This window comes from Pseudoalteromonas sp. P1-7a, assembly GCF_001401855.1.
Taxonomy (GTDB): Bacteria; Pseudomonadota; Gammaproteobacteria; order Enterobacterales; family Alteromonadaceae; genus Pseudoalteromonas.
In genome coordinates this window covers 64185-87393 of the sequence record NZ_LKDU01000008.1, presented here as the reverse complement: position 1 = coordinate 87393, position 23209 = coordinate 64185, and the positions used below count along the sequence as shown (strand labels likewise).

Below are 23209 nucleotides of genomic sequence, written 5' to 3'. Positions count from 1 at the left end.
TTGGATCCCTATTTACCAGTAAGTGCTGTAAATTATGGTGCTGATTGTTATGATAATCAAAATTAGATTAGCACAAGTCAATTGTATGAATGATAAGCTCTCCCTTTATAAACAGCAAGCTATCTCCTTTTTAAGGCAACAGCCAGGCTGGTGGATGCAGTACGTTAACCGTTGTATAGACGATCAAATTACAGTTAATGCAGGGTACCTTGCCTATGTTACTTTGCTTTCTTTAGTACCGTTAATTGCGGTAGGCGTGGCAATATTTTCGGCCTTTCCGGGATTTGAGTCCACTCGCATAGCCATAGAAAGCTTTTTGTTTACCAATTTTGTACCTACTTCATCTGATGTTATTAAAGAGCACATTAGCTCCTTTGCTGGCAATGCTAACCAAATGACCGCTGTGGGTATTGGCTTTCTAGCGGCGATTGCGCTGCTGCTTATACGTAATGTTGATGCTACGCTGAATCGCATTTGGCGAATTAAGAAAAAGCGCCCCATGATGATCTCTTTTGCTGTTTACTGGATGGTATTAAGCTTAGGCCCGGTACTATTAGGGGCAAGTATTGGTGTTACGTCGTACATTGTATCGTTAGTGTCGTTTGCCGATCAGGGCATTCCTGGATTTAGTGGTTTTTTGTTAAAATTGGTACCTTATGGCTTTTCAATGGTTGGCTTTTTAATGCTATACACCTTAGTGCCAAATACACCTGTATCTATTAGAGCTGCGTTACCTGGGGCGCTTTTTGCCGCTGTATTATTTGAGCTGACTAAAAAGGGATTTGCGCTTTATATAAGTCACTTCCCTTCTTACGAAGTTATTTACGGCGCCGTAGCCACTATTCCTATTTTATTTGTGTGGGTGTATTTGTCGTGGGTGGTGGTGTTATTAGGGGCCGAATTTACCGCCTGTATTAGCCCTAACCATGTACCACAAACACCAGAAATTGATATAGATGATGAGCTAAAAACCGAGGAAACTAATTAAATGCAAGGGTTAATACAGCGTGTAAAACACGCAAAAGTAGAAGTTGATAACCAAGTTATCGGTCAAATAGAGCAAGGTATATTATTGTTACTCGGTGTTGAAAAACCAGATGATGAGCAAACCGCAGATAAGCTATTGCACAAGGTTAGTAACTACCGAATATTTAACGATGAAAACGACAAAATGAATTTAAGCCTAAAAGACATAGGCGGTGAGTTACTCGTGGTGTCGCAATTTACGTTAGCGGCGGATACTAAAAAAGGTATGCGTCCAAGCTTTTCATCAGCAGCCACACCTAGCCAAGCTAACGCGCTTTACGAGTACTTTGTAAAGCAAGCTAAAGCGCAGGGAGTTCGCGTTGCAACGGGAGAGTTTGGTGCCGATATGCAAGTGAGCTTGTGTAACGATGGGCCTGTTACGTTTAACTTATCGGTTTAATTACCAGCTTTAGTAACAATAATAATATGATTCACAAAGCCCGCAATTTTATTCGGGCTTACTTTTACGCCAAACACATTAAATAGTAATTGCTGTAACTGAATTAACTGCGACTCATGTTGCGACAAAAAGTTTATAAATAGCGTGCCACCTGCGTTTAGCGCATCGTATATTTTTTGATAAAAAGCGCGTTCAAACAAAAATCGTGGTGCATCTATTTGGCTAAATAAATCAAGAATAATCCAGTCATAGTTATGTGCTTTGCTAAGTACATTTTGCGCGTCATCACACTGCACGTCACTTTGGCTTTTAAGAGCGAAAAAATCTGTATAGCAGGCAATTATATCTGCATTTTTTTCAACTGATGTTACGTGTGCCTGCGGGTAAGTGTATTGTAAGTAATTACGTATAGCGCCACCGCCAAGGCCAAGTTCTAACACATGATTTGGTGGTGCTAAGGTTTGCCACTGCTTAGCTAAATAGGTTAAATGTGGAAATAGTAAGCGCTGTGGATTGTTAAGCGCTATCACCGATTGCAATGTATCGTTAATTAGCAGCCAGCGAAGCTGCCCGGATTGGCGAACCTGTATGTGATCGCCTGCATATTTATGCCAGTAAACTAGTTGCCCAATATCTTGGCTGTGGCTAATAAAGTGGCTACTCACTACACCCGTTGAAGGGTTTATAAAATCGCTCATAACATTAAGGGCCTGTTGACCTTTCAGGATTAAAGTTTGTTCAATCTAGGGGCGATTTAATCGCGGCGCGAGATTTGTAACCTAGTGGGCTAGGTAACTGCTCCTGCGTTACTCTACTGGCTTACACCCATGTAGGCAACAAAGAGTAAATTTCCCCTAGGCAGAACTCTTCGCTCAGTGCATGTTCAATCTCTAAAGGCCCAGCATAAACTAGTTGATGCGATGGGTAAAACAGTTATTTTTTCGCTTGCTTACCAAAGTCGTATTGGCAGTGTTTAAAAGATGGAGTATGGTATTTGCCATAATAATTCCAACCAACTTAATCTTTAATTTTCTAATGTAAAAACCAATGTGCAGGTTAAAGAGTTATTCAGTTGGATTACATGCCGTAGCCTTTATTTTTTATTTACGGCAAAACAACAGGAGTATATATGTTTCAAGTAACTACACCGCAGAGCAGCGAAGACTGGCAAGCGTACTATCAATTACGTTGGGAAGTACTACGTGCGCCTTGGAATGAGCCTCGTGGCTCTGAACAAGATGATATGGAACAAGACTCAGAGCATCGCTTTATAAAAAATAACAACGGTGATGTGCTTGGTGTGGCCCGTTTACACTTTAACAACCATGAGCAAGCGCAAGTACGTTACATGGCCGTAGCCGAAGGTAACCGTAACCAGCATATTGGTAGCCGTTTATTACACGAGCTTGAAAAAATAGCATGGACCCAAAACGCAGGCGAATTAGTGTTATTTGCTCGCGAGCGTGCGCTTGAGTTTTATAAGCGCCACGGCTATGAGCTAAAAGAAAAAGCCCATTTAGCGTATGGCGATGTTCAACATTTCAAAATGATTAAGCAAAAGCCTAGTGAGCCGGGTTGGTTTCGCCACCCTGATTGGACGCAAGTACTGCAAAATATTTGGCGTGAATCAATCCCAATTAGTGATGCAATGGGTATAAAAGTAGAAAGCTACACAGATTGGCAGTTTACAACGCGTGCAGATTTAGACGCTAACTTAAACTTACACAACACTATGTTTGCAGGCTCTATATACAGCTTAGCAACCTTAACAGGTTGGGGCGCGACGTACTTAGCGCTTAAAGAGGCAGGGCTTGAGGGTAATATTGTATTAGCCGATGCCACTATAAAATACTTAAAACCACTTAATACCGACCCACGCGGTTGTGTTGATGTGCAAACCTGTAAAGGTAAGCTAAGTGAGCTGGAAACAACAGGCAAAGCAAGCTACGTAGTACCTGTTACTATATTTGATGGCAGCGATGTTGTTGCAGAGTTTGAAGGGGTGTTTGCCGTTAAAAAATAACGAGTAACGCTTTAATAAAAATGCCAAGCACTTTATAAAAGGGCTTGGCTTTTTTTATGGTGTATTAATAAATTAAAGTAAATCGGTAAGTAATATACCCACGCCAACACGCTCAATATCGGCGTTGTAATCAATCAGGCTTTCGCCGTAACCGTTAAAGTACTGGGCGTAACCACGTAAACGACCCCAAAGCGGGAATGACCAATCTAACTGAATTGCACCACGGTTATCTGAATTTAAATTATTACGTGTCATAAAGCTAAACTCATGATCATGATAGCGGTAGGCACCGCTAAATTCAAAGTAACCCATGTATTTGTAAATATCAGGATTGTCGTCGCCATCGGCTTCTAATATATTGTCTTTTTCATCCTCGGCTATGCGATACCAAGGTTTGAAACTAAATACAAAGCCTTCGTTTTCCCAAATGAAATTGGCATAAACTCGGTTCCATGAACGAGAGTTTGGCTGGCTGCGGCCATTAGATTGGTGCGAAATACCCAGCGCTATGGCCATTTCGTCGCCCCAAAGTACGTTTTCTTGGTCTAGGTAATTTACCCAGAAAATTTCTGGCTCATAGTTGGTTTCACGAAACGGAGAAGAAATCTCTGAGTTATAAATCTGCCAATACGACTGCAAAGTAAAGCCAAAAAAGATGGCTTGGTCGTCATCTGAAAAGTCATCATATAATGGAACCTTTATAGAAAGCTGGTATTTAGCCTCTAGGTTATCAAGTGGCTCGCCATCTTGCTCATCGGTTAGTTCGTCAAAGCCATCAAACGGGCGATCGTTAGGGTGCGATACATACGACAAAGGTAAAATGTAATTACGTTTATGTGGTGTAATTACATTTCGGTTTTTTTTACTTACTTCTTCGCGCGCTTTGCGTTTATCCAGCGCAGTAAGTTGCTTTTCTTCTTCAAGTGATGAGCATTTTTCACGAAGTTCATCGAGCGTTTGTTTTCCATCACCGCCAATTACCTCATTTAAAATACACTGTTTAACCAATTCAATATCGTTATCTTGTTCGTTTTCTTGTACCTCTTCTTGGGCAAAAGAGGGTGTGCTAAGTAAAGCCGTAACTACTATCCAATAACGCCAGCTCATTGTTTTTCCTTTGAGAGTAGGGGAGATTTATAAATTATAACGTGTTTTTACATATGTAACGGTGAACTTTCACTGAATTTACACTTAATTAGTTACTTTACGTTTACAGTGTTATCACAGATCAAAAAAAGCGGCATATAGCCGCTTATAGTGTAAGTTAGTTAACTTACTCTCACGCAATGAGAAGGGGGAGTTATAGCGCGATGCGTTATAACTCAAATACGTTAGTAAAAAACTTATAAAGCTCTGTGCCTTGGTTTACGCTTGCCGAGGCAAAATGCAAAATAGCGACAGCATCGCAATCAAGGCTTAGCGTTTGTAATGGTTGCTCACTCAAGTAGCGCTCCATTCGTAATACATGTGCAATGGGCTCACCTGCTTTAATATGCCCACCTAGAGGGGCTACATATTCAACCATGCCGCCAATAGGGGCATAATAAGCAAAGTAGTCATCTAAATGGCACGCATAACGGGTCATCTGCTTAGGTTGATGCGCTGCATCTACCAATACATTTTTATGGTTCAAATAGCTTAAAATGCTGTTTGCATCGTTGAGTGCTTCTTGTAAATCTATTTTTTCTTGGCTACCAAGTTCTACTGTAAAGGCTTCAACCTGTACATTGAAGTCCCTATCTTGCGCACTCAGTGCATCACTTAGGTGCCACCAGGGGCAAAAACTGGCTTCATCCATTGCACCATCAAAGTCGCTTGGAATAAGCAGCACATGTTCAATATTAAAATAGCGAGCACTGTCGGTTGCATAGGTTGGACAGTACAGGTGCTTACTTGAAATAGGCCCCGTGTGTAAATCAAGGACTATGTCGGCTTGGTGCGCAAGTTTTTGTAGGTTAAGCGCAATGCGTTTACCGGTATTAAGTAAATAAGCTGGGCCGTTGAGTTTTGTGTCTATTTCATCAACCAAAGCCTGTTTAAAATGATTTTTTAAAGCTGCATCGTCGTAGTGGCTATGATCTTTGGCAAACTGAGTCACTAAATCACTATTGTAGTGATACATGCGGTTCCAGTTAGTGCCAGTAATTGGGTCGAATCGCCCAAGGGTAAACTCCCCTGATTTTTGATTACAACCAATAGGATTAGCGTAAGGCACTAAGGTAATGTCGCCTTTTAAATTGAGTTGTTTTAATTGCTCTAACAGCTGAAAAATAACCGCGTTACCTTGTACCTCGGCGCCGTGCATATTTGCTTGAATATACACGCTTGGCCCGCTGCCATCACCTTTTAAGCGATACACAGGAATGGTGAGCGGTAAGCCGTTTGCCACTTCTCCAACTACTATGTTTTCTTGGCTGATGGGGGTTGTTATGCTCATATTTATTACCTTAGGTAGTGGCTAGCATCTTCAGCTTGGCGTACACACGTGAGCTCGCCATTTTGTAATACGTATTCTGCAGCTAGCTCATGGCATAAAAAAAAGGGCATGCTTTCGGTAAAACCATAGGCGCCACATTGGCTAAACACCAGCCAGTCTTGCTCGTTTAAATCGCTTGGTAGGGTGTGCTCGCCCAAGCAATCAAGGGCAGTACATAATGGGCCATATAAGCTCATTGCTTGTTCGGGCGCCGTTGATTCGCGTAGTAGCGCTGCAGGAAAGTCTTGGCTTGTAACTGCTGGGCGTAATAAGTGGTTAATACCACCGGTTAAAATAACTTGCTGTTGCCCGTAGTTTTGTTTGCACTCAACAACGGGGTTAGCGTAATGACCGCATTCGCCTACAGCATAGCGGCCAAGCTCCATCCAAAGCTCGTCTACACCTGCGCCTTTTTTAATTTTTGCCAGTGCGGAGATTAATTCATTCCACTCAAGTGTTGCATCGTTTGGTGTGTAAGGAATACCTAAACCGCCGCCTAAGTCTAAAATTTTCAGGTTTACATTTAGGTTACTGGCAAGGGCTGTAAGCGGTGCAATCATTTGCGACCACAGCTCGCTTAGCTTTTGCGTGCTAAGCATGTTGCCCCACTGGAAAATATGCAGGCCATCAAAGCTTAGGGCTGGGTAATCGCCAGTATTGAGTGCTTGCCATTCATCGCAGCCAAGCCCAAACGGAGTTAGGCTGTCACCCCCTAGTGGATTTTTTTCACCTTCAGGCCAGCGTAGTTGCACACGCAATAAAACTTGCAGCTGCGTATTTTGCAGCTGCGCTTGTTGGTTTAACCAATGTACTTGATTGAGGCTTTCGGCAACAAATATACGTACGCCGCGCTCAATAAAGTGTTTAATTTGTTTAGGGCTCTTTGCAGGCCCTGTGTTGAGCACGCGCTGCGAACTAATACCTTGTGCAAGGACTTGTTCAAGCTCACCTTTACTTGCTACGTCAAAGTTAAATCCGGCGTTGTCTAGGCATTGAATAACCTTAGAGAGCGGGTTCGCTTTTACTGCATACCAAAGCTTTACATCGGTTTGCGCAACTAAACGCGCAAGGTGTGCGTTTAGTTTATCTAAGTCGTAAACGAAAAAAGGGGTATCAAGTTGCTGTGTAAGCGTATTAACAGCGTTTTTGATTGGCGTGCTCAAAAAGCTCATTATCGTAAAACCTCTTCTAGCAATAATGATGCATCGCTTTGCTCGTCGCGGTATTTAACAATTAACGCACACGACATGCTTAGGCCTTGCTCACGAGCCCATTCGTTAGACGCTGGGCGAGAGCCTGGTATTACAATTGCGTATTCTGGAATTGGCTCGCCTTTTTCAAGCTGGCGCTCGTTTACGCAGTCGTATACTGGAATGGTTGCTGATAAGCGCACACCTGGTGCAAGTACCGCGCCTTTTTTAACCACTACACCTTCTACTATCACGCAGCCTGCGCCAATAAACGCATCGTCTTCAACCACGACTGGGCTAGCACCGATTGGCTCTAACACACCACCAAGTTGAACAGCTGCACTTAAATGTACATTTTTACCCACTTGTGCACACGAGCCCACTAATGCGTGGCTATCAACCATAGTGCCTTCGTCGATGTATGCGCCAATATTTACGTACGCTGGTGGCATAATAATCGTGCCTTTAGCTACGTATGCACCACGGCGAACACTGGTGCCACCTGGTACCATACGCACGCCATCTTCAGTGCTAAATTCTTGTGGTGCAAGGTTATGCTTATCTACAAAGCCACCTGCAAACTCAGTGTTAGTGCCATTTTTAAAGGCTTCTAAAATGCCTTGTTTTACTTTTACGTTAGCTTCCCATTGGCCGCTTTCGTTTTGTGATGCTGCGCGTACTGCGCCCGATTCTAAATTATTTAGTAGTTCTAACCAGCTCATTATAAAAACCTGTGTTTAATGCCAAGATAAAATGGTGTCGTTTGCAGTGGTAATGCAATCGGTTTGCGTTAACTCAAGATGCGTTAAAGGTGGACGCAACAGTGGGCTATTTAAACGCCCTTGCTGGTGCATTAGCACTTTAACGGGAATAGGGTTTGCTACAGCAAATAGGCTATTGATAGCCCGGGTCCACTGAGCAAATAAATTGGGGTGTTGACCGCTTAGGCTGCGCCTTACAAACTCGTGTGTTTGCAAGGGCCATGCATTGGCCGCAACCGAAACCAAGCCTTTTGCACCTGCTTGGGCAAAGTAGGGCATAAGTGCATCGTCGCCACTGTATAGCGCTAAATTAGGCGCGGCTTGACGGTATGCTTCAAATTGGGTGATGTTGCCACTGGCTTCTTTTAACGCCCACAAGTTTGGGTGCGCTTTTAAGTTTTCAATGGTTTCGATAGGAATGCTTACACCGCTGCGCCCAGGTACGTTGTACAACATACACGGATGCGCGCTTTCGCTTAATAAGCTTTCGTACCAATGTGTTTGACCTACAGCACCTGGTTTAGCATAAAGCGGCGAGCCTAGTAAGTAACTGTGAATAGGTAGCTGATTACAATAGCTAACCCATTCTTTTTGTTGGGCTAAATTGCTACCGCCTACAGCAACCATAAGCGGTACACTGGGCTTTAATTGGCACACGTGCTCAACAATGCCTTGCTGCTCTTTAAGCGTAAGGGCTAAGCCTTCACCTGTACTACCAAGCAGTAAAATACCGTTTTGTGCCGCTTCTTGTTCGCTAACAAGTGTTGTGAGCGTGTCGTAGTCAACATTACCTTGTTGATCAAACGGCGTAACAAGCGCTGTCCACAGTGCGTAGTCGTCTAAATTGAAGTTGTGAATCATCTCTTACGAACCTATAAGGTGTTCGAGATATTAAGGAGGCTGTATGATGTGAGCCGCATTAACGTCGTTCGAACAGTATTCGAAGAGCGAATGGGCTTAAAATAATAGGGCGCACGGCCTTATTATTTAAGACCAGAAGCTCTCCACCAAACTAATAAGCTGCTTTAAAACAGCTATTGGTGACAGTCGCTAGGATTCAACCTAGTCGCCCGAAGTAATTGCCTCGCAAAAGCGTTTACCTCTCGGCGGTATTCCCCTCACATATGCTCACTGGAGTTTGCGCTCCTAACATACGCTACCTGAATAACGCACCTCTTCTAGCCCTTTGTATTTTGTTTAACCGCAAAAGGTTTAACAAAATACAATTTAAATAGGGTAATTGCGGCGATTAAAACATTTTAGCCGTCTAGGTGTCAAGTTGCAGGATACAGATTAGTTCATCGAAAATGTGGGTGGTTACGTATTGGCTGCTTTTCTCGTAAACTAACCCTATGAGCAGTGATGAGGTATTTAATAAGTATGGAAAAATTTAGCGATATTTATAAGCGAGCTGTAGAGCGAAAAGGCTCTGAAAAAATGCTTAAGTTATTAATCGCAAAACCCTTATCTAAAAAAGCATTAAGCGCATTAAGTGACGACGATTGGCTTGAAGAATTTACCCGAAAAGTATTTCAAAGCGGGTTTTACTGGTCGGTAATAAACAGTAAATGGCCGGGTTTTAGAGAGGTTTTTTGGCAGTTTAGTGTTGATAAATTACTTATGATGCCGCCCGATATGCTTGAGCAAAAAGCAACGGATGAGCGCATTATTCGTAATTATAAAAAGGTAAAAACAATTCCTGAAAATGCCTACATGATCCACGAAATAGCTCAGCAACATGGCAGTTTTAGCAAGTTTGTAGCTAACTGGCCAAACGATGACATTATTGGTTTATGGGCATATTTAAAAAAACACGGCGCACGTTTGGGTGGAAATACTGGCCCGTATGCCTTAAGAGCCCTTGGTAAAGATACTTTTTTACTTTCGCGAGATGTAGAAAGCTACTTAAGAGCGCACAAAATTATCGATGGCGGCCTGCAAACTAAAAAATCCCTCACTGCCGCACAGGCGTTTTTTAACGAAATGCAAAAGCAAAGTGGTTTGAGCCTGCAAGAACTTAGCTTAATTGTGGCTTACAGCGTGGGCGACAATCGCGTAGGCATAAGCCAACAAACAGAGGGTTAACCATGAAACTAGTGCCAAGATACACAGACATAGCAGATAACTTCGCAATAGAGGACAGTCCATCAAGCGTTGCAGCCGCGCAATTGCTTTTATGGAATGAAGCGTTAGCACAGCAGTTTAATATAGATGTTGAGCCTGCGCTGCGCGCTAGTACTTTTGCTGGTAACGAGCCACAACCGGTAAGTGCTGTAGCGCTTGGCTATTCTGGGCACCAGTTTGGGCACTTTTCGCCGCGCTTGGGTGATGGGCGAGCGCACTTACTGGGTGCTATCAGCGATGATAAAAGTCAGCTGTGGGATATTCAGCTAAAAGGCTCAGGGGCCACTCCTTTTTCAAGAGGAGGCGATGGACGATGTGCACTAGGTCCCGCTATTCGTGAGTATATCATGAGCGAAGCTATGCATGGGTTAGGAATTAAAACTACGCGGTGTTTGGCTGTTGTTGGCACAGGCGAAGCCGTTTATCGTAATCCACCGCAACCAGGCGCAATTGTGACTCGCTTAGCAAGTAGTCATATTCGCGTTGGCTCGTTTCAGTATTTAGCAACCCAAGGTGATGTAGAGGGATTAAAAAAACTAGCTGATGCAGCCATTGAACGCCATTACCCAAGTATTCAGTCAACAGGCGCACAGCGTTATTTAGACTTTTTAGCAGCCGTTATAAATAGTCAGCTAGCACTGGTTATTAGCTGGATGCGAGTGGGGTTTATTCATGGCGTTATGAACACTGACAACACACTTGTAAGCGGCGAAACTATCGACTACGGCCCGTGCGCAATGATGAATACATTTGATTTTGATACCGTGTTTAGCTCAATTGATAAGCAAGGTCGCTATGCCTATGGTAATCAGCCAAATATTGTAAGTTGGAACTGCGCGCGTTTAGCCGAGAGCCTAATACCGCTGATAGATGAAGATGACGAACAAGCTGTAAGTTTAATGACGCCGCTAATTAATCAGTTTTCTACGTTATTTAACGAGCAATATAATCAAATGTGGGCACAAAAATTAGGCTTAGCAGGTTATCACGAAGACGATGTGGAGCTTGTAAGTAAGTTATTATTGTTATTCCAAGAGCATAAGCTCGATTATACCAATACCTTTGATGCCCTTACCGAGTCACTAAATGGTGGCAAAGTGCCAGATGAATTAACGCAATGGGCCCAGTTATGGCAAAAAAGGTGTGATGAAAACAGCTACAACCTAATGAGAGCGGCCAACCCAAGGGTTATTCCACGTAATCACATCGTCGAAGAAATCCTTGCACAATATAATCAATACGGCGAGAGCGATCTGCTAAGCGACTTCTTAACGGTGATGAGTAAGCCCTATGATAAAACAGCTAATTTAGCCCGCTTTCAAGAGACAGGTAAAGATGACAAGGGCTATCAAACTTTTTGCGGTACTTAAGTATTGTAATTAATTGTAAGTTTTTGATTATAAATAGTCATTTTTAAATAATGCAGTGTACAATGATTGAGCAGTTAGGCGCTCAGTGGTATTGTGCGCATTCACAAACAGTAACTATTAATAAATTACCCTAATTTATTAATTGCAGATTAGGTAAAAATTTTTACTTAACCTACAATTGGTGGTTGGAATGCCTGTAGATCGTTGAAAAAATTTATAAACTTTATTTTTCGTTAAGTATCGATTAACAAAAGCTCGGGTAGTGTGTACAAAACTGGTTGAGCTAGTATTGATTAGCTACAATTTTCTAAGTTGTTAAAATGGGAAGAAAACAATGAAATTAAAATCACTTACAATTGCAATTGCGTTAGCTGCAACTAGCGCGTCTACATTCGCTGCTGATAAAGAAGAAGGTTTCTACATTGGTGCATTTGGTGACTACTATGATGCGTCATGGGAAAACATGCGCGCTCAAGCTGGTCTTGACGTAAACGAGTCAACTGGTTGGGGTGTAGAAGCAGGTTACCGTTTCAGCGATTACTGGAGCGCACGCCTTGAGTATGCAGATATGGACTTTAACGCGTTCGATAAAGCTGCGGGCAATCGTAATAATATCGACGGCGAGCGTTACGGTATTGATGCACTTTACCACCTTGACGGCGGTCCTTTCTACGGTCTATTCGGTATTAAAGAAATGGACGTAGTAGATGACAACACATTCTTAAACGCAGGTGTTGGTTACCAACACTTTATTACTGATGGCTTTTTCGTAAACGCTGAAACTGCGGTATATCAAGGTCTTGATAAAGGTTACACAGATGTAGGCGCTAAAATTGGTATTAACTACTTATTTGGCCAAAACTCTATGCCTGCACAGCCGGTAGAACCAGCACCTACCACAGTGGTAGAGGTTCCTGTTGAACCTAAAGACAGCGATAACGATAACATCTTAGACAAAGATGATAAGTGTCCTAATACGCCAATGACAGACGCTGTTGATGGCGATGGCTGTACTTTATACGAAGACCGTGAAGTAACAACTAGCTTATTAGTTACTTTCCCACATGATTCTGCACAAGTTGGTCAACGTTACTTTGACGACATCGCATCAGTATCTGAGTTTTTAAAAGAGCACGAAGATACAACTGTACTACTTGAAGGCCACGCGTCAGCGGTAGGTAATGCAAACTACAACAAGATGCTTTCTAAAAAGCGTGCTGATGATGTAGCACAAGAGCTAATTAAAGATGGTATTGCTGAAGATCGCATTACAACTGTTGGTCTAGGTGAAGAACGTCTTAAAAATACAGCTAACACGAAAGAAGCCCACGCTGAAAACCGTCGTGTAGAAGCACATGTAAAATCTATTGAACGTGTAAAAGTTAAGCGTTAATAGTTACTTACTTTATTTTAAAAACCCAGCTTAGTGCTGGGTTTTTTTATGCCTTTAAAACAGCATATGCAATATTAATCAGATTAAACAAGAATGATTATTACTTAACAAACATTCACGAAAATAGAATTTGCGCTCACCACTATTCATAATATTTATAGTCGGTATAATCAGTTGCTTAGCTGGATGGATTTTCATCTATACATAAAAGCTTTATAATCCCGCGTTAGAATACTATAAGTATTGGGTTACTTTTTTTGCGCATGAGGCGCTACCGAATACTTTCACGTCACCAAGAGGGCAATATTGTGCTACAAGAATATCGTAAACACGTAGAAGAACGTGCCGCGTTAGGTATCGTACCAGCGCCATTAGATGCTCAGCAAACGGCTGATCTTATTGAACTAATTAAAAACCCGCCAGCGGGCGAAGAAGAGTTCATCTTAGATTTACTCGTCAACCGTGTACCACCAGGTGTTGATGATGCAGCATACATCAAAGCAGGCTTTTTAGCGGCAGTTGCTAAAGGCGAAGCACAATCTCCATTAGTATCTAAAGAAAAAGCAGCAGAACTATTAGGTACAATGCTAGGTGGTTACAACATCGCCCCAATGATTGAGCTACTTGATGACGAAACACTTGCGCCTATCGCTGTAAAAGGTCTATCAAACACATTATTAATGTTTGATGCATTTTATGACGTAGAAGAAAAAGCAAAAGCAGGTAATGAGCATGCTAAAAAGATTATCCAATCTTGGGCAGATGCAGAATGGTTTACTAACAAGCCAGCCGTTGCTGAAAAAATCTCTGTTACAGTATTTAAAGTAACGGGTGAAACAAATACAGATGATTTATCACCTGCACCAGATGCATGGTCACGTCCAGATATTCCGCTTCATGCTTTAGCTATGCTGAAAAATGAGCGCGACGGTATTAACCCTGAAAAACCAGGTGAAGTTGGTCCAATTTCACAGTTAGAAGAGTTAAAAGCGAAAGGTTTACCGCTTGCATACGTAGGTGACGTTGTAGGTACGGGTTCTTCTCGTAAATCGGCAACCAACTCTGTGCTTTGGTTTATGGGCGATGACATCCCATACGTACCTAATAAGCGCGTGGGTGGTGTATGTTTAGGTAACAAAATTGCGCCTATCTTCTTCAACACAATGGAAGATTCGGGTGCGTTACCAATTGAGTTAAATGTTGATGAGTTCAACATGGGTGATCAAATTGATATTTACCCATACGAAGGTGTAGTTAAGCGTCACGGTACTGATGACGTTATCTCTACTTTTGAACTTAAATCAGACGTTATTTTAGATGAAGTACGTGCCGGCGGCCGTATTCCTCTAATCATTGGTCGTGGTCTAACAGACAAAGCACGTACCTCTTTAGGTTTAGGTGCGACTGACGTATTTAAAGTACCAGCAGTAACAGAAGTGTCTGATAAAGGCTTTACACTAGCACAAAAAATGGTTGGTAAAGCATGTAACGTAGCAGGTATTCGCCCTGGCCAATACTGTGAGCCAAAAATGACCACTGTAGGTTCGCAAGATACTACAGGTCCTATGACACGTGATGAGCTTAAAGACTTAGCATGTTTAGGTTTCTCTGCAGATTTAACAATGCAGTCATTCTGTCATACCTCTGCTTACCCTAAACCAATTGACGTAAACACTCACCATACGCTTCCTGATTTCATCATGAACCGTGGCGGTGTTTCACTTCGCCCTGGCGACGGTGTAATTCACTCTTGGTTAAACCGTATGTTATTACCAGATACTGTAGGTACCGGTGGTGACTCACATACACGTTTCCCATTAGGTATTTCGTTCCCAGCGGGTTCAGGCGCAGTAGCGTTCGCAGCAGCAACAGGTGTTATGCCACTTGACATGCCTGAGTCTATTTTGGTTCGCTTTAAAGGTGAAATGCAGCCAGGTATCACTTTACGTGACCTAGTACACGCAATCCCTTACTACGGTATTAAGCAAGGCTTATTAACAGTAGAGAAAAAAGGTAAAATCAACGAATTCTCTGGTCGCGTACTAGAAATTGAAGGTGTTGAGCACTTAACTGTTGAGCAAGCGTTTGAATTATCAGATGCATCAGCAGAGCGTTCAGCTGCAGGTTGTACTGTTAAGCTTTCTAAAGAGTCTATCAGCGAATACCTTGAGTCTAACATTGTTATGCTTAAGTGGATGATCTCTGAAGGTTACGGCGATGTACGTACAATCGAGCGTCGTATTACAGCAATGCAAGAGTGGTTAGCAAACCCAGAACTTATGGAAGCTGATGCTGATGCAGAGTACAAGCACGTTGTAGAAATCGACCTAGCAGAAATTAAAGAGCCAATCCTTTGTGCTCCAAATGACCCAGATGATGCGCGTTTACTTTCTGATGTTACTGGCGAGAAAATCGACGAAGTATTCATCGGTTCTTGTATGACTAACATTGGTCACTTCCGTGCTGCGGGTAAATTACTAGATGGCTTTACTGGTCGTATCCCAACTCAACTTTGGGTAGCTCCACCAACGAAGATGGATAAAGACCAACTCACTGACGAAGGTTACTACGGTATCTTTGGTCGTGTTGGTGCGCGTATCGAAACGCCAGGGTGTTCACTGTGTATGGGTAACCAAGCACGTGTTGCTGATAAAGCAACGGTTGTTTCTACCTCAACACGTAACTTCCCTAACCGTCTAGGTACAGGCGCAAATGTATTCTTAGCATCAGCCGAACTTGCTGCTGTTGCGGCAATCTTAGGTAAATTACCTACACCTGCTGAGTACCAAGAATACGCAGAGAAAATCAATGCAACGGCTGCAGATACATATCGTTACTTGAACTTCCACCGTATGCCTCAGTACACTAAAAAAGCAGACAACGTAATTATTCAGCAAGCTGTATAATTTAAATCTGTTTTAAAAAAACCCGCTTAGGCGGGTTTTTTATTGGTTAAAATAAAATTGAATATTTCATGCTGTAATGAGTTTTAATTGAATTAAATATAACCATTACCCACTTTTTATATAAATAATAAAGCAAACATTCCTTTCTATATGCATTAAAATCTCTTTTAATATTCTCATTATTTTAAGCGAGATTTTATGACTGCATTAAACAACCAGAATTTACTGCAACTACGTTTTATTAACCAAGCAAATATTGATTTGGTTAAGCCTTCTTTTGATAACCTACCTGCGAATCCATATGCAGATGGTGAATTTCGTAAGCGCCGTTACTCGGTAATTAAATTTCAAAATGGTGAGCTAAAACTACAAGCTGCCAAAGCATTTGTTCAAGACGATTCTATCAATACCTTTCAGGGTAATGTTGAGCGTACTTATGAAAACTTAGAGCAAAGCTTACTTGAGTCAGAGGGTATGAAAAGCATTGTAAGTGAGTTTTGTGAGCTTACCGGCATTGATGAAGGCCGTGATATTGAAATACATCAATTTAGAATGCTTGCTATTGATAGCGATACGCCAGCGGCACCTGAAGGCGTGCACCAAGATGGCTTTGACCATGTTTGTGTGTGTGGTGTTTCTCACGAAAACCTAGAAGGCGGTGAGCTGTTAGTATACGAACACAAGCAAGCCGAACCGTGTTTTAAAATGGAAATTAAAGACGGCATGTTTGCACTAATAAACGACCGTCAAGTTTGGCACAATGCAACGCCAATGAACAAAGTAGATGCAAGCAAGCCAGGTTACCTGGATTGTTTTGTACTTACCTCTTAAGGAGTGCTCATGAACATAGCGCAATTACGTGAGCAGTTTCCTGCATTAATACAAACTGTTGATGGTAAATCGCCAATATTTTTAGATGGTCCAGGTGGCTCTCAAGTACCTCAGTCTGTTCTAAATGCAATGACTGCTTATTTAGGGCATTACAACTCAAACTTAGGCGGTGCGTTTTTTTCAAGTGATAAAACCGTTGAGTTAATGGCCAATGCGCGCCAAGCAGCGGCCGACTTACTGAATGCGCCAAGTGCACAAAATATAGTGTTTGGCCCTAACATGACCAGCCTTACCTTTAGCTTTAGTCGCGCTATTTCACGCGATTGGCAAGCCGGTGATGAGATTATTGTGACTAACGCTGATCACTTCTCAAATGTATCGTCTTGGCAGCAAGCAGCGCAAGATAAAGGCGTTAAAGTTCAAACAGCTTTAATTAACGAGACTGATTGCAGCTTAGATATGGCGCAGTTTGCAAGCTTATTAAACAGCAATACTAAACTGGTTGCGGTAACTTACGCTTCAAATACCACAGGTTCTATTAACGATATAAAACGTATTATAGAGCTTGCTCATGCTGTAGGCGCATTAGTGTACGTTGATGCCGTGCATTATGCACCGCATGAGCTTGTTGACGTGCAGGCCCTAGGTTGCGACTTCTTGGCCTGTTCAGCGTATAAGTTTTTTGGCCCTCACTTAGGTATGGTGTACGGTAAAACACAGCATCTTGAAGGTTTTACGCCTTACAAAGTAGAACCAGCTAAAGATGTAGCACCAGGCAGATGGGAAACAGGCACGCAAAGCTTTGAAGCGTTAGCTGGTTTTATTGCCGCTGTTGATTACATTGCTGCAATTAGCGAACTTGACGACAGCCACACACGCCGTGAAAAGTTAACTGCGGCGTTTGCTAAAACAAAGCAGCACGAAATGGCGCTGAGTGAGTACTTTTTAACGCGTTTAGTAAATTACCCGCGTATTAAGCTATTTGGCATTGATGACCTTGAGCGCTTAAACGAACGTACGCCTACATTTGCTTTAACCTTTGAAGGGTTAGAGCCGCGTGAGGTGTCTGAGTTTTTAGGCAAACAGCATATTTGTGTGTGGGATGGTAACTTTTATGCACAAGGCTTATGTCAGCAATTAGGCGTGCTTGATAAAGGCGGTGTAGTGCGCATTGGTTGTATGCATTATAACACTACCGAAGAGCTAGATAAGTTATTTGATTTATTTGATGAGTTATTGGGCTAAAGCCTTATCCAGCAAGTATTTTAAAAGCCATAAGTAAAAACCTTATGGCTTTTTTATTGGTTGATCACTTAGGAGCTAGCTCTTAGGTGTACCGTATATGTACTCTGCACGATTAAATAGCACCCATGACGTTAATATATATTTATCGTTCGAAACCGGCTTATTACCTCGATGGGTGTGCGTAAAGTAGCCAGGGGCAATGACCATAGTGCCTTTTTTAGGCGCAATTTTACGTTTTTGATAATAAAACTCTGTTTCGCCACCTTCCTCTACATCGTTTAAATAAAACATAAATAATAATACACGGTGCAGCGCTTCATTATGTTGTAGCTGTGGATACACTTCACTATGCCAGTAAGGGTAGCCGCCTTTATTTATTTCGTACTTTTGCGCCTGAATGTTCCCAAGTCTAAATATTTGCTGTACCAGAACAGAGAGTTGGGGTTTGCCCACTTCGTCAAAGTTATCCTGTGTTAAATCCACCACATCCCCCGTTTTTGGGTGGTAAACTTTTAAGCCAAATGCGCCAATTAACATAAAAAAGTGGGCTTCTACATAGTTAAAAACATGCTGTGCAGTGGTTTGCTGAATATGCTTTAATTGTTGTGCGTATTCTGGGTAAGCGTTTAGTTGTAGGTCGTGGCTGTCTTTCTTTTTTAAGTCCACACCACCAGAAGTTACACCTTGTTTTACATGCGGGCTGTTAGAAAATGTGGTAATAAAATTATCGCAAAAATCATCGCTTAACGCGTTATCAATAACGTGGATAAAGTCCGTCATGATTTACCTTTTTATTTAGTTATTATTTGGATTTTTATGTTTATTGAAAAAGTGATGCCGCGCTTTAGCGAAACAGATGCACTCGGACATATTAACAATACCGTACTACCAGTATGGTTTGAAGCCGCACGTGTCCCTATTTTTAAATTTTTTACTCCCGATCTAAACCCACACGACTGGAAACTGATCATCGCTAAAATAGAAGCATCGTTTGTAGGGGAGTTATTTTATGGCCACGAAGTCACTGTCAAAACCTCTGTAGAGCATATAGGAAATAGCTCTTTTACCATTAAGCAAGAGGCGTGGCAGCAAGGTAAATGCTGTGTTGTGGGTAAAACGGTATTAGTGCGTTATAACTTTAAAAACAAAGCTAAGCAAAATTTAAGTGAGGCAGAAGTGGCAGCACTTAACGAGCACCTAATTTAACTAGGTGTATGTACTCCACGCAACGAGGAGCGGTTATGTAAACCACAAGCGACAGCTGTAAATTTTTATAGCTGTTTTTTTAACGTAATTTGATTGAGTTACGCTCCTTACTTATATACTATTTATATTATATATTGTTGCACCGCTATAACAGGTACTGTTGAGCAGGTAGTTTATGGAGAATGAATGTGGCATCTACAACTGGCAATAAACCGTTAGAGGTGATAACGCTTAGCGATGGTAAAAGCTTAACTGCAGAAATATTGCCATTTGGCGCTATTATCAAAAGCATAAAGTTTAATAACCAAGAGATGACGCTCGCAGTGAGCGACCCACAGTATTATTTAGAAAACCCATTTTATTTAGGTGCAACAGTCGGGCGCTACGCAAATCGTATTGAAAACGCACATTTTGTATTATCAGGCACAGAGTACCAACTTAAAGCAAATAATGGCCCAAATAGCTTACACGGCGGCGAAAAAGGCTTTAATAAAGTACTGTGGCAAGTCACTAAACAAAACAGTAATGAAGTGGAGCTTTATTATTGCTCGGCAGATGGTGAAGAAGGCTTTCCTGGCCAATTACACGTTTGGCAAACCATAACCGCTTGTAACGGTGAGCTTAGACTTTCTTATAAAGCCAAAACCGATAAAGAAACCCTCGTTAACTTTACCAACCATTGCTATTTTAATCTTGAAGGCAGCGAGAGCATTAACGATCACCTGCTGCAAATAAATACCGCAACCTATTTACCTATCGATAGTAACAGTATACCGCTTGCCCATCATGAAGATGGTTCGGGCAGTTGTTTTGATTTTACCAACCCTAAGCGCATTGGCGATGCACTGTGTGCACACCATGCGCAACTTAATGCCGGCAGTGGCTTTGATCATTGCTATATTTTTAGTGATGACAGTCGCTTAAAAACTATGGCTATATTAACCTCGCCACACACGGGTGTTAATTTAACCCTTAAAAGTACCCAACCTGGTATGCAGCTTTATACAGCAAATTTTGTAGGCTCCCCGTTTAAAGCCCGCCAGGCCGTATGCTTAGAGGCACAAAACTGGCCTAATGCAGCAAACAGAAGCGATTTCCCAAAAGCTAATTTATTGCCGGATGAAGAATATTCTCAGCAAATAATTTTTTCATTTACACAATAACGTACTAATTCCACTGTTAAATTAAAGAAAATAAAAAGAAAAATACACGTAACAAAAAGATAGCCATAATTAAGGAAAAGGTTGCACTTTTGCTCAATTTAAAGTATTTATATTATAAATAGTATTTGAAGCTATACACACCGCACAACAACAAAATGACTACACACAATCAGGAGTTTTTAAAAAATGATAATTAACAATAAGTTATCGTTCAACAAGAAAACCGCACTCAGTATTGCTATTACAGGCATATTGGCAAGCGGTAACGTTGCAGCTCAAGGCGCTGAAGGCGACACACCGACAGTAGATAAAGATGTTGAGGTTATCGCAGTAACGGGTATTCGCAGCAGCTTACGTTCATCAATGTTAGATAAAAAAGCATCTAATGTTGTAACCGATGGGATTAAAGCAGAAGATCTTGGTAAATTTCCTGATTTAAACGTCGCAGAGTCTTTGCAACGTATCACAGGTGTAGCCATTGACCGTAGTGGTGGTGAAGGGCAAGCAGTAACCATTCGTGGTTTTGGTCCACAATTTAATACGGTCCTTGTAAATGGTCGTCAAATTGCAACAGACAGCGCGGGTCGTGAATTTAACTTTGATGTATTAGCAGCAGATCAAATCACCGGTGCAGATATTTATAAAAGTAACAGTGCAACGCTTCAAGAAGGTGGCATTGGGGGGACGGTTAACGTAACCACAGCCCGTCCATTCGATTTTGGTGGCTTACACGTAATTGGTTCAGTAAAAGGTATGTACGAAAGCCTTTCTGAAGAAGTATCTCCATCGGCTTCATTTTTAGTAAGTAATACGTTTAACGACGACAAGCTTGGTGTGCTTTTTGCCATCACTAACCAACAACGTAAGCTGCAAAACAACCAAATTTTAACGGCGGGTTGGCGTGGTGGACAAACAATTTCAAACCCACAAGATGGCGTGTTATACGACAATGCATACATCCCACGTAACTGGGACCAAGTTGTAGATGAGCAAGACCGCGAACGTACCAATGCAAGCTTAGTATTACAATATGCACCGTCTGATGATATTACTATTACCGTAGATGGTTTAATTTCAAAATTTGAAGTGGACTCATCAGTGCGCGATTTAGCGTCTTGGTTTGAACCAGACCGCGTCGGTAGCGCAACAATCGACCCTGAAACGGGCACCTTACTTACCTTTACGCAAGAAGTAGGTTTAGGTAACGCCAGTGGCAACCCAGCAACCGACTTTGTATCGCACACACGTAACTCGCGTGATGTAACTAACAAAGCGTTTGGCGTTAACGTTGACTGGCAAGTAAACGAGTCATTAAAAGCAAAATTTGACGTGTCTCGCTCAACAGCTGAAAACGACCGTGCAGGTAACGACCGCTTTAACGTAGTGGGTATTATTAACAGCTACAGCTTTGATGGCACCGGTAGCGTTCCTACCGTACAGCATGATGGCTTTGAAAATGGCTCGCTGCCAGATGCAAGCCTTGCGCGTCTTCACTACAACGAAATTGGTAACCAGTTTACTGATGAAGATGAAATTACCGAAATTAAAGCCGATTTTGAGTACGTACCAGATAAAGGCCCAGTTGATCGCATTAACTTTGGTGCATATCGTCAAGAACGTGAAAAATCAAGCTTCCAAATTTTTGGTAGCCAATGTCAATTTTGTGGTTACGGCACTGAAGCACCACTTGATGAAATTGATTTTGAAGCGTATTCAGCAAGTAACTACTTCCCAGGTTTGATCGATACATTTTATAGCTACGACGGCGACAAAATGCTTGATTACCTAGCTGATCAAGGTTTCCCTGTTGAGCCAACACTACAAAATAACCGTTACACAATTAACGAAGATATCACTAGCCTTTACATGGACTTTACCATTGGTTTTGACCTAGCTGATATGCCAGTAACAGTTAACATGGGTGCACGTTACTCAGAAACAGATATTGAAGTAGCTGCTGTACAAAGTTTTATCAGTGATGTTATTCCTACCTCTGATGCCACTTTATTCCAAAATGTATTTGGCCCGGCAACAGACATTAAAGAAGGGACAAGTTACTCAAACTTACTTCCGTCGTTTAACGTTAAGCTTGAACTGCAAGACAACATGATTTTACGCTTTGCAGCGTACGACAGTATTACTCGTCCTACTATGTCACAGTTATCACCTGCGACCACGTTTAACGAGCCTCGTCGTCAAAACTTAACAGCAAGTGGTGGTAACCCAGCTCTTAAGCCGTTCCAGTCTGAAAACTGGGATATCTCTTATGAGTGGTATTACAACGACGCTAACTTATTTAGCTTTGCCGTATTTAGTAAAGAAGTGGATGACTTTATTGTTACCCTAACCGGCGACGAAACATACGACATGACTGACCGTACAGGCCCTGATTTTGCGTGTACAACCTGTACTGACCAAACCGATGCCGAGCTTAACGGTAGCTCAGAAGTTTACACTGTGAGCCGCCCGCAAAATGGTGAGTCTGCAACGGTAACGGGTTACGAAATCGGTGTAACTCATATGTTTGAAAACGGCTTTGGTTTTATTGCTAATGCCACAGTAGTAGATAGCGACATTAGTGTTGGCTCTGATACTTCACAAACATTTGCCCTTGAAGGCTTAGGTGATTCGCAAAACTTAGTATTGTTTTACGAGCAAGATAATTGGCAGGCACGTGTTGCATTTAACAACCGTGAAGGCTTTTTACGCTTAGTTGATAACGGCTTTAACGGCGAACCAGTGAACGTAGAAACGTACGGTCAATGGGATATTAGTGCAAGCTACGACATCAACGAAAACTTCACTATTTTTGCCGAAGGCATCAACATTACTGAAGAAGAGCTAGTGCAAACGGGCCGTTTTGCTAATCAAATCTACTCTGTAGAAGATAATGGCTCACGTTACGCGTTTGGTATTCGCGGTACGTTTTAATTGATAGCAGAGGCAGCGATAGCCTCTTAGTTTTCATTGCAGTGCATAATAAGTACTGTTACTAATAAAGTTAGTAGCTAATTTGCACAAAATGAGACTAATTTAAACAAATGCCCGAAAGGGCATTTGTTGTCTAATCGGTTATCAATAAAGTACTCAAAGAG

General features: G+C 41.9%; 19 protein-coding genes and 1 riboswitch. Of the genes, 12 read left to right on the top strand and 7 right to left on the bottom strand.

Features of this window, described 5'->3' with window-relative positions; genetic code table 11:
- Positions 1 to 85: 85 nt before the first annotated feature.
- Both AN389_RS07635 and dtd read left to right on the top strand, forming a co-directional pair.
- Positions 86 to 988, top strand: coding sequence for a virulence factor BrkB family protein (locus AN389_RS07635; protein ID WP_055015640.1), 903 nt, complete (start codon positions 86 to 88; stop codon positions 986 to 988).
- Entirely contained in the window at positions 989 to 1426 is a 438-nt protein-coding gene (dtd, locus tag AN389_RS07630) for a D-aminoacyl-tRNA deacylase (RefSeq protein WP_055015639.1), read from the top strand.
- On the opposite strand, the gene AN389_RS07625 is transcribed toward dtd, so the two are convergent.
- On the bottom strand, positions 1423 to 2124 hold the full coding sequence (locus AN389_RS07625) for a spermidine synthase (RefSeq protein ID WP_055015638.1): 702 nt from the start codon (positions 2122 to 2124) through the stop codon (positions 1423 to 1425). The genes dtd and AN389_RS07625 overlap by 4 nt on opposite strands.
- A gap of 431 nt (positions 2125 to 2555) precedes the next feature.
- On the opposite strand from AN389_RS07625, the gene AN389_RS07620 reads away from it, so the two are divergent.
- Complete coding sequence (locus tag AN389_RS07620; RefSeq protein WP_024032005.1) at positions 2556 to 3449, top strand: bifunctional GNAT family N-acetyltransferase/hotdog fold thioesterase; 894 nt, start codon at positions 2556 to 2558, stop codon at positions 3447 to 3449.
- A gap of 72 nt (positions 3450 to 3521) precedes the next feature.
- Here the strand turns inward: AN389_RS07620 and AN389_RS07615 are convergent, their stop codons facing one another.
- The 5 genes from AN389_RS07615 to dapA form a co-directional block, all read right to left on the bottom strand.
- Positions 3522 to 4556: a phospholipase A gene (locus AN389_RS07615; RefSeq protein ID WP_055019536.1), complete on the bottom strand. Its 1035-nt coding sequence runs from the start codon at positions 4554 to 4556 to the stop codon at positions 3522 to 3524.
- A 208-nt stretch (positions 4557 to 4764) separates the two neighbouring features.
- Entirely contained in the window at positions 4765 to 5886 is a 1122-nt protein-coding gene (locus tag AN389_RS07610) for a succinylglutamate desuccinylase/aspartoacylase family protein (protein ID WP_055015636.1), read from the bottom strand.
- Positions 5887 to 5891: 5 nt separating this feature from the next.
- Entirely contained in the window at positions 5892 to 7097 is a 1206-nt protein-coding gene (locus AN389_RS07605) for a PLP-dependent decarboxylase (RefSeq protein ID WP_055019535.1), read from the bottom strand.
- Entirely contained in the window at positions 7097 to 7837 is a 741-nt protein-coding gene (locus tag AN389_RS07600) for a 2,3,4,5-tetrahydropyridine-2,6-dicarboxylate N-succinyltransferase (protein ID WP_055015634.1), read from the bottom strand. Before AN389_RS07600 ends, AN389_RS07605 begins: the two co-directional genes overlap by 1 nt.
- 15 nt (positions 7838 to 7852) lie before the next feature.
- On the bottom strand, positions 7853 to 8737 hold the full coding sequence (gene dapA / locus AN389_RS07595) for a 4-hydroxy-tetrahydrodipicolinate synthase (RefSeq protein ID WP_055015633.1): 885 nt from the start codon (positions 8735 to 8737) through the stop codon (positions 7853 to 7855).
- A 128-nt stretch (positions 8738 to 8865) separates the two neighbouring features.
- Positions 8866 to 9062, bottom strand: a riboswitch (Lysine riboswitch).
- A gap of 194 nt (positions 9063 to 9256) precedes the next feature.
- Here dapA and AN389_RS07590 point away from each other — a divergent pair.
- The 6 genes from AN389_RS07590 to AN389_RS07565 all read left to right on the top strand — a co-directional run bounded on the left by AN389_RS07590 (position 9257) and on the right by AN389_RS07565 (position 17745).
- Positions 9257 to 9961, top strand: coding sequence for a DNA-3-methyladenine glycosylase I (locus tag AN389_RS07590; RefSeq protein WP_055019534.1), 705 nt, complete (start codon positions 9257 to 9259; stop codon positions 9959 to 9961).
- Positions 9962 to 9963: 2 nt separating this feature from the next.
- Positions 9964 to 11370, top strand: a complete 1407-nt coding sequence (locus AN389_RS07585; RefSeq protein ID WP_055019533.1) for a YdiU family protein — start codon at positions 9964 to 9966, stop codon at positions 11368 to 11370.
- Positions 11371 to 11704: 334 nt separating this feature from the next.
- Entirely contained in the window at positions 11705 to 12763 is a 1059-nt protein-coding gene (locus tag AN389_RS07580) for an OmpA family protein (RefSeq protein ID WP_055017733.1), read from the top strand.
- Between the two features lie 308 nt (positions 12764 to 13071).
- Entirely contained in the window at positions 13072 to 15669 is a 2598-nt protein-coding gene (acnB, locus tag AN389_RS07575) for a bifunctional aconitate hydratase 2/2-methylisocitrate dehydratase (protein WP_055017734.1), read from the top strand.
- Between the two features lie 198 nt (positions 15670 to 15867).
- Positions 15868 to 16500 carry a 2OG-Fe dioxygenase family protein gene (locus AN389_RS07570; protein WP_055015628.1) on the top strand — a complete coding sequence of 211 codons (633 nt, stop codon included), beginning with the start codon at positions 15868 to 15870 and terminating at the stop codon, positions 16498 to 16500.
- A gap of 9 nt (positions 16501 to 16509) precedes the next feature.
- Positions 16510 to 17745: a cysteine desulfurase-like protein gene (locus tag AN389_RS07565; RefSeq protein ID WP_055015627.1), complete on the top strand. Its 1236-nt coding sequence runs from the start codon at positions 16510 to 16512 to the stop codon at positions 17743 to 17745.
- Between the two features lie 75 nt (positions 17746 to 17820).
- On the opposite strand, the gene AN389_RS07560 is transcribed toward AN389_RS07565, so the two are convergent.
- Positions 17821 to 18525: a 2OG-Fe(II) oxygenase gene (locus tag AN389_RS07560; protein WP_055015626.1), complete on the bottom strand. Its 705-nt coding sequence runs from the start codon at positions 18523 to 18525 to the stop codon at positions 17821 to 17823.
- A gap of 36 nt (positions 18526 to 18561) precedes the next feature.
- Between AN389_RS07560 and AN389_RS07555 the strand changes: the two genes are divergently transcribed.
- From AN389_RS07555 to AN389_RS07545, 3 genes are all read left to right on the top strand, one after another.
- Positions 18562 to 18951, top strand: a complete 390-nt coding sequence (locus AN389_RS07555; protein ID WP_055015625.1) for a thioesterase family protein — start codon at positions 18562 to 18564, stop codon at positions 18949 to 18951.
- 188 nt (positions 18952 to 19139) lie between these two features.
- Positions 19140 to 20114 (top strand): aldose epimerase family protein, encoded by a 975-nt coding sequence (locus AN389_RS07550; protein ID WP_235575960.1) that lies wholly within the window; start codon positions 19140 to 19142, stop codon positions 20112 to 20114.
- 186 nt (positions 20115 to 20300) lie between these two features.
- A complete protein-coding gene (locus AN389_RS07545; RefSeq protein WP_055015623.1) occupies positions 20301 to 23045 on the top strand; it encodes a TonB-dependent receptor in 2745 nt (914 codons plus the stop codon).
- Positions 23046 to 23209 lie beyond the last annotated feature (164 nt).

Coding starts and splice junctions, on each gene's coding strand:
- AN389_RS07635 (WP_055015640.1), top strand. CDS start 86: ATGAATGATAAGCTCTCCCTTTATAAACAGCAAGCTATCTCCTTTTTA.
- dtd (WP_055015639.1), top strand. CDS start 989: ATGCAAGGGTTAATACAGCGTGTAAAACACGCAAAAGTAGAAGTTGAT.
- AN389_RS07625 (WP_055015638.1), bottom strand. CDS start 2,124: ATGAGCGATTTTATAAACCCTTCAACGGGTGTAGTGAGTAGCCACTTT.
- AN389_RS07620 (WP_024032005.1), top strand. CDS start 2,556: ATGTTTCAAGTAACTACACCGCAGAGCAGCGAAGACTGGCAAGCGTAC.
- AN389_RS07615 (WP_055019536.1), bottom strand. CDS start 4,556: ATGAGCTGGCGTTATTGGATAGTAGTTACGGCTTTACTTAGCACACCC.
- AN389_RS07610 (WP_055015636.1), bottom strand. CDS start 5,886: ATGAGCATAACAACCCCCATCAGCCAAGAAAACATAGTAGTTGGAGAA.
- AN389_RS07605 (WP_055019535.1), bottom strand. CDS start 7,097: ATGAGCTTTTTGAGCACGCCAATCAAAAACGCTGTTAATACGCTTACA.
- AN389_RS07600 (WP_055015634.1), bottom strand. CDS start 7,837: ATGAGCTGGTTAGAACTACTAAATAATTTAGAATCGGGCGCAGTACGC.
- dapA (WP_055015633.1), bottom strand. CDS start 8,737: ATGATTCACAACTTCAATTTAGACGACTACGCACTGTGGACAGCGCTT.
- AN389_RS07590 (WP_055019534.1), top strand. CDS start 9,257: ATGGAAAAATTTAGCGATATTTATAAGCGAGCTGTAGAGCGAAAAGGC.
- AN389_RS07585 (WP_055019533.1), top strand. CDS start 9,964: ATGAAACTAGTGCCAAGATACACAGACATAGCAGATAACTTCGCAATA.
- AN389_RS07580 (WP_055017733.1), top strand. CDS start 11,705: ATGAAATTAAAATCACTTACAATTGCAATTGCGTTAGCTGCAACTAGC.
- AN389_RS07570 (WP_055015628.1), top strand. CDS start 15,868: ATGACTGCATTAAACAACCAGAATTTACTGCAACTACGTTTTATTAAC.
- AN389_RS07565 (WP_055015627.1), top strand. CDS start 16,510: ATGAACATAGCGCAATTACGTGAGCAGTTTCCTGCATTAATACAAACT.
- AN389_RS07560 (WP_055015626.1), bottom strand. CDS start 18,525: ATGACGGACTTTATCCACGTTATTGATAACGCGTTAAGCGATGATTTT.
- AN389_RS07555 (WP_055015625.1), top strand. CDS start 18,562: ATGTTTATTGAAAAAGTGATGCCGCGCTTTAGCGAAACAGATGCACTC.
- AN389_RS07545 (WP_055015623.1), top strand. CDS start 20,301: ATGATAATTAACAATAAGTTATCGTTCAACAAGAAAACCGCACTCAGT.